Genomic DNA, 12,902 nt, shown 5'->3' on the forward strand with positions numbered 1-12,902 from the left:
AACCCGGAAGCTAAGCCTTTCAGCGCCGATGGTACTGCATGCGGGAGCGTGTGGGAGAGTAGGTCACCGCCGAACAATCTTTGATGAGGACCGTTGGTCCCAGCGACATGCTGGGACCAACGGTCCTTTTTTGCTTTGCGCTCGATGCGCACCGAACGAACTGGTACGCGAGAATGATCGTGTACCACCCCGAGACAGGAGTCACGTCGATGTCCAACTCACATGAGGAGAGGCCGGCCAGGCCGGAACGGTCCGACAATCGCCGGCAGGACGGCGACGGACGCGGTTCCCGACGTGACGATCGGCGGGATGGGGACCGTGGCGGTTCGCGTGCCGGCGGCGACCGTCCGCAGTACCGCCGCGACGACCGGGGAGACCGCGGGGGTGCACCGCGGGGCAATGACGACCGCGGCGGTTACCGCCGTGATGACCGTGGTGACCGGGGTCCGCGTCGTGACGGTGACCGTGGTGGTTTCCGTCCCGGTGGCGGCGACCGTCCCCCGTTCCGTCGCGACGACCGGGACGACCGGCCGCGTGGTCCGCGCCGTGACGATGAGCGCGGTGGTGGCTTCCGTCGTGACGACCGGGGCGATCGGGGTGACCGGGGTCCGCGTCGTGACGGTGACCGTGGTGGTTTCCGTCCCGGCGGCGACCGGCCGCAGTTCCGTCGCGACGACCGCGATGACCGGCCGCGTGGTCCGCGCCGTGACGACGACCGGGGTGGTCAGCGTCCCAATGGCCAGGGCGGCGGCTCCGGCGACCGTGGTGGTTACCGTTCTGGCGGTGGGGACCGGCCGCAGTTCCGTCGGGATGACCGTGGTGATCGTGGTCCGCGTCGCGATGATGAGCGAGGTGGTGGTTTCCGTCCCGGCGGCGACCGGCCGCAGTTCCGTCCCGGCGGCGACCGGCCGCAGTTCCGTCGCGATGACCGCGATGACCGGCCGCGTGGTCCGCGCCGTGACGATGAGCGTGGCGGCGGGTTCCGGCCTGGTGGCGGGGACCGGCCGCAGCACCGTCGCGATGACCGCGATGACCGGCCGCGTGGTCCGCGTCGCGATGATGAGCGCGGTGGTGGTTTCCGGCCTGGTGGCGGGGACCGGCCGCAGCACCGTCGCGATGACCGGGACGACCGGCCGCGTGGTCCGCGCCGTGACGATGAGCGTGGTGGCGGGTTCCGCCGTGACGACCGGGGCGATCGTGGCGATCGGGGTCCGCGTCGCGATGGGGACCGGCCGCAGTTCCGTCGGGATGACCGCGATGACCGGCCGCGTGGTCCGCGCCGCGACGACGACCGGGATGGACGGCGTCCCTACGGCCAGGGCGGCGGCTCCGGCGACCGCGGTGGCTACCGTGGGCGCCGCGACGACCGTGACGACTACCGCCGTGACGACCGGCCCGACCGCGAGCCGATCCGACGGCTGCCGATTCCGGACGAGGTCACCGGCCAGGAGATCGACAAGGACGTGCGGCAGGAGCTGATGAGCCTGCCCAAGACGCTCGCCGACGACGTCGCGCGCAACCTGGTGATGGTGGCGCGGCTGCTGGACGAGGAGCCCGAGCAGGCGTACGGCTACGCGCGGGTCGCGCTGCGGCTGGCCTCCCGGGTAGCGGCGGTGCGCGAGGCGGCGGGCTTTGCCGCGTACAGCGTGCAGAAGTACGCCGAGGCGCTTGCCGAGTTCCGTGCGGCTCGCCGCATGACCGGGTCGCAGCACCTGTGGCCGGTCATGGCGGACTGCGAGCGCGGTCTCGGCCGACCTGAGAAGGCGTTGGCCATGGCCGGTGAGCCGGAGGTCAACAAGCTGGACAAGGAGGGGCAGGTCGAGATGCGTCTTGTCGCGGCGGGCGCACGCCGTGACATGGGCCAGGCTGAGGCCGCCGTCGTCACGTTGCAGAGCCCTGAGCTGGCGTCGAACTCGGTCCAGCCGTGGTCGGCTCGGCTGCGGTACGCCTACGCTGACGCGCTGCTGGAGGTCGGCAGGGAGGACGAGGCGCGCGAGTGGTTCGCGAAGGCGCTGGAGGCCGACCAGGGCGGCACCACCAACGCCTCGGACCGCCTCGCGGAGCTGGACGGCGTCGAGTTCCTCGACGCGCTCGACCCCGAGGCTGAGGACGAGTACGAGGACGAGCCGGTCGAGCAGTCCCGCGTCGGGGTCCCCGACGGCGGTGCCACCGGCGAGGCGGCGCTGGTGGACGTGGAGCACACCTTCGACGACGACGTGGAGGACGTCTACGACGAGCCGGAGGACGTCACCGAGACGGTCGTACCCGTCGAGGACGTGGAGACCGGCCGTCCCGTGGTGGGCGTGCCCGAGTTCCGGGCTGCCCCGGCGCTCGAGGAGGACGCCCTCGCGGAGGAGGACGACGCCTCAGAGGAGGGGGCTGCCCCCGCGGAGGACGCCGAAGCCCTGAGCGACCGGGACACCGGCGCCGGCGCCTCGTCCGGGAGCGCCCCGGCGGCTGCCCCCGCTGGTGCGCCTACCGAGGCGCCTCCCGAGGCATCCGCCGAGACCGGCGCTGACGCAGTTGCCGACGCCCCCGCCGACCGTGGGGCCGGCGGCAGCTGACGCACCGGCCGCGGGGGTGCCTCGCGTGCACGCCGAAGGGCGGGACCCTGCAGGGTCCCGCCCTTCGGCGTCTGCGGCGGCGCCCGACGTGCGGGGCCGGCCTCCGCTCAGTCCTTCGTGCGCGGCGCGAAGCGGGCGAGCGGGTTGGTCAGTGTGCCGACCACCTGCAGTGCACCCACCGGGTCCTGGAGGTCGACCATCTGCTTGTTGTTGCGCAGTTGGAGCCTGTTCAGGCAGGAGAGGGCGAAGTCCTCGGCGAACAGGTCGTACTGGTCGAACCGGTCCGCCAGGTGCGGTACCGACTTCTGGTAGGCGGTGACGCACTCGGCGACGGTTGACCAGAAGGTCTGCTCGTCCAGCACCTCGTCCGCGGCCAGGGTGGCGTTGAGGAAGCGGAAGAAGCAGTCGAACACGTCGGTGAACAGAGACAGCAGCCGCATGTCCTCCGGTACGTCCGCCCGGATGCGTTCCACGTCGGGCGGCAGGACGGCGGCGGAGTCCATGACGACGATCTCCTCCGCGATGTCCTTGAACACCGCCCGCTTGGGCACACCGTTCTCCAGGACGAGGATGACGTTCTCACCGTGCGGCATGAACGCCAGGTCGTAGGCGTAGAACGAGTGCAGCAGCGGGGTGAGGTACACCTCGAGGTAGCGGCGCAGCCAGTCGGCGGGCGCCAGCCCCGACTCGGCTATCAGGGCCCCGGCGAAGGAGTCGCCGGCCCGGTCCACGTGCAGCAGCGAGGCCATGGTGACCAGGCGCTCGCCCGGCTGGAGCGAGGGCACCGGGCTCTCCCGCCACAGGGCGGCGAGCATCTTGAGGTAGGGCGACCCCTTGGGCGCAGCCGCCGCGTACTGCTCGTGGTGGTAGCCGATGGCGGCCCGCTCCCGGATGACCGACAATCCGGTGGACCGGAGCACCTCGTCGCCTGCGACCAGGTTGGCCAGCCAGTCGTTGATGGCGGGCGTGGCCTTCATGTAGGCGGCGGACAGGCCGCGCAGGAAGCCCATGTTCAGTACCGACAGGGCCGTCTTCACGTAGTGCTTGGACGGGTCGGTGGTGTTGAAGAACGTGCGGATGGACTGCTGGGCGAGGTGCGCGTCGTCGCCCGGGCCGAGGTGCACCAGGCGCTGCTGCGCGACCTCGGAGGCGAAGGTGACGGACAGCCGGTTGTGCCACTGCCAGGGGTGGACCGGGATGAGGTGGTAGTCCGCTGGGTCGAGGCCGCGGGCGCGCAGCGTGCCGTCGAACCGGTCCCGTTCCGCTTCGGACAGCTCACCCCGGATGAGCGTGTCGTAGTCGAGGTCGGTGGAGCTGGAGAACGTCGAGCGGTCCCGCCGGGCGGCGAGCCACACCAGGTGCACCGGCGAAGCGGTCTCCGGGGCGTAGGCCAGGTACTCGTCGGAACCGAAGCCCAGCCTGCCGTTGTTGGCGACGAAGCAGGGGTGGCCCTCGGTCATCCCCGCCTCGACGGCCTGGAAGCCCGCCCGGCTCAGCTCGGCGGCGCTTACCGGTTCACCTGCCAGTTTCCAGCAGGTGCCGGCCAGCGTGGAGCTGATCTCCTCCAGGTAGACGGGCAGGACCTCCTCGCTCAGGCCCAGCGTGCCGCGCAGTTCGATGAACAGGTCGATGGCGTCCAGCGGCAACTCGCTGCCGTCGCGGTGCCGGGTGATGCTGTCCGCGTCGACCTGCCAGTGGTCCAGAGCGAAACGGCGGGCGGCGAAGCGGTACTCCACGCGGCCGTCGTCGCTGGTCACCGCGTACCGGCGGGTGCCGTCCGGTGCGTTCTCCGCGGCACCTTCCGCGAGTTCGCGCGGGGTGAGGAGGCGTTCGTGGCTGAACTCGGCCAGGGCCTTGCGGACCAGCAGCCGTCCGGCCCGTGCCCACAACTCGGGGGTGAGGTGGGCGACCGCGTCCGGGGTGCCGGCCGGTGCGCCCGCCGCGGCGCGGTGCGGGGTGTGGCGGGAGGTGGGGGCGGTCATCCGTTGGCTCCTCGGGCGGCCAGGAACTGGTCGCGGGTGCAGATGCTGAGGTAGGCGTCCTTCTCCGGCTTGGTGATCTTCTCCTCGACGCGGAAGCCGACCGCCTCGTTCAGGGCGTGCACGGCGCTGTTGCGCACGTCGGGTTCGACAACGACCCGGCGGGTGGCGGGGTCGTCGAACAGGGCCTCCATCACGGTGGTGATGACGGCCAGGGTGAAGCCCCGGACGGGGGTGTCGGTCGGTGCGACGAGGAAGTGCATGCCGACGTCGCCCGGCTCGGCCGGGTAGAGGCCCTTCAGCTCGACACGGGCGGGGTCGTAGCGCTCCATGAGGAAGGCGGGCTCGCCCTGGTGCAGTCCGAGGAAGGCGTCGTGGTGCGGGTTGGCGGCGATCGCCATGAACTCCCGCTCGACGTCGGGCAGCGAGGCGTCCTGCATCAGCCAGAAGGCCGCCTTGGCGTCTGTGACCCAGCCGTGCAGCAGTTCCGCGTCGGTGAGCGGGTCGACGGGCCGCAGGGAGAACTCGCCCAGGCGGCTGTCGGTGCGGGTGAAGACCGTGCCGGTCATGCCGGGGACACCTCCAGCGGGTGGTCGGCGCCGGCCGGCGCGGAGAACTCCTGGAAGGCGATGGACTTCTCGACCGGGTAGTGCTCGCGTCCCAGCAGCTCGCGGATGATGCACGAGTTGCGGTAGGCGGCCATGCCCAGGTCCGGCGTGACGAAGCTGTGCGTGTGCAGCTCGGCGTTCTGCACGAAGATCTCGCCGCCCGCGGTGTCGATGCTGTAGTTGCGGCGGACGTCGAAGCGGCTGGAGTCGTCCCAGGCGATCCGGTCGGCGATCGGGGAGAGGAACGCCGGCACCTCGTAGCGGTAGCCGGTGGCGAGTACCAGGCCCTCGGTGGTGAGGGAGAAGTCCCGCTCCTGCTCGTGCTGGCGCAGGTCGAGCGTGTACGCGCCGCGGGCCTCGTCGTAGCGGGCTCCGGTCAGCGCGGTGTTGGTCATCAGCCGGGTGGGGCAGGGGCGGCGGCGGTTCTTCGTGTAGAGCATGTCGAAGATGTCGTTGATGAGTTCGGCGTCGATGCCCTTGTACAGGTGCTTCTGGGTGCTGACCAGCCGGTCCCGGGTCGCGGGCGGCAGTGCGTGGAAGTAGTCCACGTACTCGGGGGAGGTCATCTCCAGAGTCAGTTTGGTGTACTCCAGCGGGAAGAACCGCGGCGAGCGGGTGACCCAGTTCAGCTCGTAGTCGAAGGCGTCGATGTCCTGGAGCAGGTCGTAGTAGATCTCGGCGGCGCTCTGGCCGCTGCCGACGACGGTGATGCTCTTCTTCGCCTGGAGGGCGTCGCGGTGCTCCAGGTAGTGCGCGTTGTGCAGCAGGTCGCCGCCGAGGTCGCGGCAGGTGTCGGGCACGTGGGGCGGGGTGCCGGTGCCGAGCACCAGGCGGCGCCCGCGGTGGGTGTGCCGCTCACCTGTGGGCAGCTCCACGGTGTGGACGACGTACAGCGCCTCCTGCTCGTCGTACTCGACGGAGGTGACCTGGTGGCCGAAACGCAGCGAGGTCAGTTTGCCGGCCGCCCACTGGCAGTAGTCGTTGAACTCGCTGCGCAGGGGGTAGAAGCTCTCGCGGATGTAGAACGAGTAGAGGCGACCGGACTCCTTCAGGTAGTTGAGGAAGGAGTAGGGCGAGGTCGGGTCGGCGAGGGTGACGAGGTCCGCCATGAAGGGGACCTGCAGCGTGCTGTGTTCGAGCAGCATGCCGGGGTGCCAGTCGAACCCGGGCTTGTTGTCGAGGAACAGGCCGTCGAGTTCGTCGATCGGTTCGGTGAGGCAGGCCAGGCCGAGGTTGAACGGTCCCAGGCCGATGGCGATGAAGTCGTGCGGTGCGGGCATCGAGAGGTCTCCTGTCCGGTGCGGTCGGGTCAGCCGGCGCGGCGGTCGGTGTGCGGTTCAGCCCGCTCGGAGAGGTACTGGCGTGCGTGACCGGCGATCAGGTCGAGGACGGTGGCGATGTCCCTGAGCGTGGTCTGCGGGTTGAGCAGCGTGAACTTGAGGTAGTGCCGGCCGTCCACGACGGTGCCGGCGACCACGGCCTCACCGGAGGCGAACAGCGCCTCGCGGGCGTGCAGGTTGACCGCGTCGCACAGGGCGGGGTCGGAGTTGTCCGGCGGCAGGTAGCGGAACACCAGGGTGCTGAGCTGCGGCCGGACGACCACCTCGAAGCGGGGGTCGGCGGTGAGCAGGCTCCAGCCGTCGGCGGCCCGGTCCACGACCTCGTCGAAGAGTTCACCGACGCCGTCGGCGCCCATGACACGCAGCGTCATCCACAGTTTGAGCGCGTCGAACCTGCGTGTGGTCTGGATGCTCTTGTCGACCTGGTTGGGGATGCGTTCCTCGTCCACCCGCGCCGGGTTGAGGTAGTCGGCGTGGTAGGTGGCGTGCCGCAGCGTGTTGCGGTCCCGCACCAGGACGGCGCTGGAACTGACCGGCTGGAAGAAGGACTTGTGGTAGTCGACCGTCACCGAGTCGGCGAGTTCGATGCCGTTCAGCAGGTGCCGTCGGCGGGGGGAGACGAGCAGGCCGCAGCCGTAGGCGGCGTCGACGTGGAACCAGGTCTCGTGGCGCCGGCACAGTTCGGCGATCTCCGGCAGCGGGTCGATGCTGCCGAAGTCGGTGGTGCCCGCGGTCGCGACGACCGCCATCACCACGAGTCCCTCGCGTGCGCAGGCGTCCAGTTCGCGGGCCAGCGCGTCCGCCTGCATGCGCTTGTCCTCGCCGCACGGCACCGCGATCACCGCGTCGTAGCCGAGGCCCAGGAGGGCCGCCGACTTCGCGATGCTGAAGTGGCTGCACTCGGAGGTGAGGATGCGCAGCTGGGGCAGGATCTCCGCCTTGCGGCGGGGCGTCTCGGAGTTCTTCTGGACCAGACGGCACGCCTCGTCGCGGGCGAGCAGCATGGCCTGCAGGTTGGACTGCGTGCCGCCGCTGGTGAAGATGCCGTCGGCGGCCGAACCCAGGCCGATGCGCTGCGTGGTCCAGTCGATGAGGCGGCGCTCGATGAGCGTGCCGCCGATGCTCTGGTCCCAGGTGTCGAGCGAGGAGTTGACGGACGACAGGACGGCCTCGCCGACGAGGGCGGGGATGACCACGGGGCAGTTCAGGTGGCCGAGGTAGCGCGGGTGGTGGAAGTACACCGCGTCCCGCAGGTAGACGTTCTCCAGCTCGTCCAGGGCGGCGAGGTGGTCGCCGAGGGGTTGTTCGAGGTCGATGCCCGATATCTCGGGGGCGAGTCGCGGGGCGGATATGCCGGTCAGGGGGCGTTCGCAGGTGGCGATTCTGCTGGCCACCCGGCTGACGCCTTCGCTGACACTGTCCCGGTAGCGGTCCGCGGTGCTGTTGTTCAGCAGGTGTTCCCTGCTGTCCAGCCGCGCGGGCAGCGCTCCTGAAGACGGGTCCTCGGCGGTGGGCGCGAGGAAGCTCACGATCTGTCCTCCCAGATGCGGACGACACCGCCCGCACCTGAGCGGGGTAGGAAGACACCCTGTTGCGGCGGGTGTCGTCCCAGGTGGGGGGTGAAGAAGGCGTAACGACGCAGTGAGGTTAGCCTACCCTTACCAAGCATGCAAAGTGTGTCCGCCCTCGGACAGTGCGTCGTGCGTCACTCAAGGCGGTATCCGGCCGGATGCCGCCCGATCACGCCAAGTGGCGGACGGCGGGCGGCGGCTGACGTCATGCCGGGACGGCAGACACGACGGCAGACGCGACGGCCGGTTCCCGGCGCAGGCGCGGCTGCCTCGGCCCGCGTGCGTCCTGGGCGGCTGCGCCGCCCCGCACGGGACCGCCCGGGAGTGGGCGGACGGGAAGGGGCACGGACAGACGTCAGCGCGGGGGGTCGAGCGTGCGCAGGACCAGGCCGCTGGCGGGCTTCGGACCGAACGAGGTGGACTTGCGGGGCATCATGACGCCCTGCCGGGCCAGTTCGCGCACCGTCTCCTCCGCCACCGCCCGCATCAGCACCGCGCTGCCGCCGGTGCGCCGCGCCTGCTCCACGGCGCTCGCGGCGGAGTGGAGGTAGCGGACCGACGCCGGATCGTCCGGGACCTGCCACACCGGGCCCAGCAGGGCCGAGTGCAGTACGGTCGCGTCCAACGCCCGCCAGGCCGCGGGCCGGTCGGTGCCGACCGTGCGGGCGACCAGCGCCGGGTCCGGCCGGTCCAGCAGGTGGAACGAACCGTCAGCGCCCGCCAGTACGAACGCGGTACCGGGTGACGCCGCCAGTTCCGCCAGGGCGTCGTCCAGCGAACCGGCCACCGGGCGGACCCGCAGGGCCCCGTCCAGCCGGTCCAGCGCCTCCGCGGCGGCGAGCCGCGGCAGCACGCGGTGGATGGCCTGAACCCGCAGGGGGTAGCGGGCGGTGTCCACCAGCAGCACCAGCCCGTGGGCCCACTCCGCGCTGTCGGGGTGCTCCTCCCGCAACCGCAGGTAGGTGGCCCACCGGTGGTGGCCGTCGGCGATGAGCGCGCTGCGCGCGGCGAGGTCGTCGTCCACCTCGCGCAGCGCGGCTGGATCGGTCACCGACCACAGGCGGTGGGCGAAGCCGTCCTCGGTGGTCGTGGCCAGCAGCGGCGGCCCGGCGGCGGTGCGCTCGACGACCGCGCCGGCGCCCGTCGGCAGGCCGTCACCGCGGTAGGACAGCAGCAGCGGCTCCAGATTGGCGGCCGTCTCCCGCATCAGCGCCATCCGGTCCGCCACGACGTCCGGCATCACGTCCTCGTGCGGCAGCACCACGCCCTCCTGCGGCGGACTGAGCCGCAGGGCGCCGATCAGGCCGCGCTGCACCACCTCGCCCCGGCGCTGCTCGTAGACGTAGAGCGCCGGCTCCCGGTCGCGGACCAGGACGCCGCGCGACTCCCAGTCGCGCAGCGTCTCGGCGGCCTTGCGGTGTCGGGCCTCCGGGTCGGCGGAGTGCGGCAGGATCAGCCGGACGATGTTGAACTGGTCGGCGGTCTCCAGGTGGTGCACACCGTCCGGGCGGACCACCACGTCGTACGGCGGCGAGGTGACCGAGGCGAGACTGCCGACCCGCTCCGGCGCGTAGCGCAGGCCGCGGAAGGGGGCGAGGGAGAGGCCGTCAGCGCACATCCGAGCATGCTATGCCGCCCGCCGGTCCGCCGCTGGCCCGGGTGAGAGATGATCGGAATCCGACTGGATCCGAACCGTCCGACAACACCCCGGGAGCCGATCACCGATGCTGCGATCCTGCGAGCAGCCCCTGCACCGGGCCTACGACACCGCCCTGCTCGACCTGGACGGCGTGGTCTACGCGGGCGGCGCCGCGGTACCGCACGCGGCGGAGTCCCTGGCGGAGGCCGCCGCGGCCATGCGGCTGGCGTACGTCACCAACAACGCCGCCCGCACCCCGCAGACGGTCGCCGACCACCTGGTGCGGCTCGGTGTGCCCGCCGCTCCCGAGGACGTCATCACCTCGGCGCAGGCGGTGGCCCGCCTGATCGCCGAGCAGGTGCCGGAGGGCGGCGCGGTGCTGTGTGTCGGCGGCGAGGGGCTGCGGGTGGCGCTGGCCGAACGCGGACTGAAGGTGGTCGAGTCCGCCGACGACGATCCCGTAGCGGTCGTCCAGGGCTACGGCGGGCCGGAGTTGGCCTGGGGCCGCCTCGCCGAGGCCGCACTCGCGGTGGGGCGGGGCGCCGCGTGGTTCGCGTCCAACACCGACCTGACCATTCCCAGCGGGCGCGGCATCGCACCGGGCAACGGGGCCGCGGTGGAGGTGGTGCGGATCGCCACCCGCTGGATGGAGAACGCTCCCGAGCCCCAGGTGGCGGGCAAGCCGCAGCCGCCGATGCACCGGGAGACGATCCTGCGCACCGAGGCGGTGCGTCCGCTGGTGGTCGGCGACCGGCTGGACACCGACATCGAGGGCGCGTCGGTGGGCGGAGTGGACTCGCTGCTGGTGCTGACGGGCGTCACCGACGGTGCACAACTGCTCGCCGCCGAGCCGCGGCACCGGCCCAGCTACGTCGCGGCCGACCTGCGCGGCCTGCTCACCGCGCATCCGCAGCCCGAGGACGCGGGTGACGGCGGCTGGCGGTGCGGGGGCTGGACGGCTCGCGCGGGGGAGTCGGCGCTGCGGCTGACCGGTTCCGGGGAGCCGCTCGACGGCCTGCGCGCCCTGTGCGCCGCCGCGTGGTCCGCCGCCGGTGAGCGGGGGTGCGGCCTGGACGGCCGTCCGGCGCTGTCCGCACTCGGCCTGTGAGCCTGGCGCATCCTGTGAGCCTGGCCGGGCTTGTGAGCCTGGCGGGGCAGAGCCGCGGCTGCCCGCGTCAGGCCGTCGCCGGCCCCGCGTCCTGTCCGGCGGTGCCGGTGCCCGCCGCCTCGGCCATCGCCTCGGCGCGGAGCTGCTCCTCCGAGGAGCCCAGGCGCCAGTAGCCGGTGAAGGTGACGGTCCGGCGGTCGAAGCCGCGGTCCCCGACCAAATGCCGGCGCAGGGCGCGCACGGCACCGGCCTCGCCGGCCAGCCACGCGTAGGGCGCACCGGCCGGCAGGGCGGCGGCGCGCACCGCGTCCAGCAGGTCCCGGCCGCCGCGGCGGCTGTCACCGTGATGGGTGAGCCAGGTGACGTGCATGCCGGGGCCGAGCGGGAGTTCCTGGCGGTCCGCCTCCTCCGGCACGGTGATCCACACATGCGCCCGGCTGCCTTGCGGCAGCCAGTCGAGGATGCCGCCGACGGCGGGCAGCGCCGTCTCGTCGGCCGCCAGCAGCAGCCAGTCCGCCTCCGGGGGCGGCCGGAACGCCACGCTCCTGTTGTCGGCCACAGCCGGTCCCAGCAGCACCGCGCGGTCGCCGGGGGACGCGCCGGCGGCCCACCGGGAGGCGGGGCCGAGATCGCCGTGCAGGGCGAAGTCGACGTCCACCTCCGGCGGTGACGTGCGCTGTGCGCGCACCGTGTAGGAGCGCATGACGGCCCGCTCGTCCTCCGGCACGGCCCGCCACCGGGCGAACCACTCGCCGCCCGCGTCCAGCGGCAGCACCGGGACCTGCTGGCCCGGGTGGGGCAGGAAGAGCGAGAAACTCTGGTCCCGGCCGCCGGAGGCGAAGTCGCGCAACTGCTCGCCGCCGAAGGTGATCCGGGTCAGTGACGGCCCCAGCCGCCGGACCCGGCTCACCCGCACCTCGAAGAAGCTGAAGGCGTCGGTGGCCGGTACGGCGGCTGAGGTGCTCATCAACAGCGCTCCCTGCGGCGTTGGTCGGACGTGCCGGTCAGCTCAGCTTCTTGGCTTCCTGGATCGCCTTGGCCAGGTTCTCCAGCAGGGGCGCGGCGCCCGCGTAGGAGAAGCGCGGCACGGCGTCCCACTCGGTGACCTGGCCGGCCTTGACCGCGGGCAGCTTCGTCCAGGTCGGCTTCGAGGTGAGGTCGGCCGGCTGGAGGGTGCCCGTACGGTTGTCCATGATGATCAGGTCGGCGTCGTACTTGTCGGCGTTCTCCCAGCTCAGGCTCTCGAAGTAGTCGCCCTCGTCCAGGTCCTTCGGTACGACGATGTCGACACCCAGCTCCTTGAAGTACATCAGGTCGCTGGAGATCTCCGGGTTGGACACGTAGAAGGTGTCGGCCGCGCCGGAACCGGCGAGCACCCGGATGCCGCTGGACTTCGCCGTCTTGCGCAGCGTCTCGGCGGCCTTCTCGAAGCGGGCCTTGGCGTCGGTGACCTTCTTCGCCTTGAGGTCGGCGCCGAGGGACTCGGCCAGTTCCGCGTAGCGCCGCACGGGCTCGGTCAGCGGCACCCGGCCGGTGGTGATGACGGCGCTCGGCGCGAGCTTGAGGATCTTGTCCTTGCTCTCGTCCGGCACGTACCAGAAGGAGTCGGGGTCGTACATGTGGGTCACCAGCAGCTCGGGCTTGAGCTTGGCGTACTTCTCGACGCTGAACTCGCCCCAGACGTTGCCGAGGATCTCGACGCTGTCGACGGGCAGGTCGCCCGCGGTCGGGTCCGGCTTGCCGTTCTTCAGCTTCGTCTCGCCGAAGACGCCCACGAGTTCCTTGTCGAGGCCGTAGTCGTACAGAGCCGCCGCCGCGCCGGTGAAGGCCACGACGCGCTGCGGACGCGAGTCGGCGGTGACCTTCTTGTCGCGGTCGTCGGTGAACGACCAGGACTTCTCGGCGGCCGCGTCCGATCCCGAACCACCGTCGCTGCCGCAGGCGGTGACCACAGCACCCAGGCCCAGGGCGCCGCCGGCGGCGAGCAGCCCGCGACGGGTGAGGTGAGAAGCTCGGGATGGGGACATAGCGGTGCCTTCTTCCGGAAAACGATGCACTCAGGATGCACTTCGACGAGGACGCACGGGGCTGCG

At 71.7% G+C, this 12,902-nt stretch carries 8 protein-coding genes, 1 rRNA gene and 2 pseudogenes; 4 read left to right on the forward strand and 7 right to left on the reverse strand.

The genetic code is table 11. The features are described from left to right. The 3 genes and pseudogenes from rrf to QNO07_RS19745 all read left to right on the forward strand — a co-directional run. A 5S ribosomal RNA gene (gene rrf / locus QNO07_RS19735) occupies positions 1–75 on the forward strand; the annotation flags it as partial. A gap of 260 nt (positions 76–335) precedes the next feature. Further along, a pseudogene (locus tag QNO07_RS19740) lies at positions 336–1,148 on the forward strand (tetratricopeptide repeat protein); the annotation flags it as partial. 315 nt (positions 1,149–1,463) lie between these two features. Then, a pseudogene (locus QNO07_RS19745) lies at positions 1,464–2,096 on the forward strand (tetratricopeptide repeat protein); the annotation flags it as partial. 575 nt (positions 2,097–2,671) lie between these two features. Here QNO07_RS19745 and QNO07_RS19750 read toward each other — a convergent pair. From QNO07_RS19750 to QNO07_RS19770, 5 genes are all read right to left on the reverse strand, one after another. After that, a complete protein-coding gene (locus QNO07_RS19750) occupies positions 2,672–4,546 on the reverse strand; it encodes an IucA/IucC family protein (RefSeq protein ID WP_283993515.1) in 1,875 nt (624 codons plus the stop codon). Beyond that, on the reverse strand, positions 4,543–5,112 hold the full coding sequence (locus QNO07_RS19755) for a GNAT family N-acetyltransferase (protein ID WP_283993516.1): 570 nt from the start codon (positions 5,110–5,112) through the stop codon (positions 4,543–4,545). Before QNO07_RS19755 ends, QNO07_RS19750 begins: the two co-directional genes overlap by 4 nt. Continuing rightward, the gene (locus QNO07_RS19760; protein ID WP_283993517.1) at positions 5,109–6,431 is read right to left on the reverse strand and encodes a lysine N(6)-hydroxylase/L-ornithine N(5)-oxygenase family protein; all 1,323 of its coding nucleotides are present in this window, start codon (positions 6,429–6,431) and stop codon (positions 5,109–5,111) included. The genes QNO07_RS19755 and QNO07_RS19760 overlap by 4 nt, the downstream gene beginning before the upstream one ends. Positions 6,432–6,460: 29 nt before the next feature. Then, entirely contained in the window at positions 6,461–8,020 is a 1,560-nt protein-coding gene (locus QNO07_RS19765) for a pyridoxal phosphate-dependent decarboxylase family protein (RefSeq protein WP_283993518.1), read from the reverse strand. Positions 8,021–8,417: 397 nt separating this feature from the next. After that, entirely contained in the window at positions 8,418–9,680 is a 1,263-nt protein-coding gene (locus QNO07_RS19770; RefSeq protein ID WP_283993519.1) for a DUF1015 family protein, read from the reverse strand. A 106-nt stretch (positions 9,681–9,786) separates the two neighbouring features. Between QNO07_RS19770 and QNO07_RS19775 the strand changes: the two genes are divergently transcribed. Continuing rightward, the gene (locus tag QNO07_RS19775; RefSeq protein ID WP_283993520.1) at positions 9,787–10,809 is read left to right on the forward strand and encodes an HAD hydrolase-like protein; all 1,023 of its coding nucleotides are present in this window, start codon (positions 9,787–9,789) and stop codon (positions 10,807–10,809) included. 67 nt (positions 10,810–10,876) lie between these two features. On the opposite strand, the gene QNO07_RS19780 is transcribed toward QNO07_RS19775, so the two are convergent. Then, complete coding sequence (locus QNO07_RS19780) at positions 10,877–11,776, reverse strand: siderophore-interacting protein (protein WP_283993521.1); 900 nt, start codon at positions 11,774–11,776, stop codon at positions 10,877–10,879. A gap of 37 nt (positions 11,777–11,813) precedes the next feature. After that, positions 11,814–12,836 carry an ABC transporter substrate-binding protein gene (locus QNO07_RS19785; protein WP_283993522.1) on the reverse strand — a complete coding sequence of 341 codons (1,023 nt, stop codon included), beginning with the start codon at positions 12,834–12,836 and terminating at the stop codon, positions 11,814–11,816. Positions 12,837–12,902 lie beyond the last annotated feature (66 nt).

This window comes from Streptomyces sp. 549, from assembly GCF_030124175.1.
Lineage (GTDB): Bacteria > Actinomycetota > Actinomycetes > Streptomycetales > Streptomycetaceae > Streptomyces.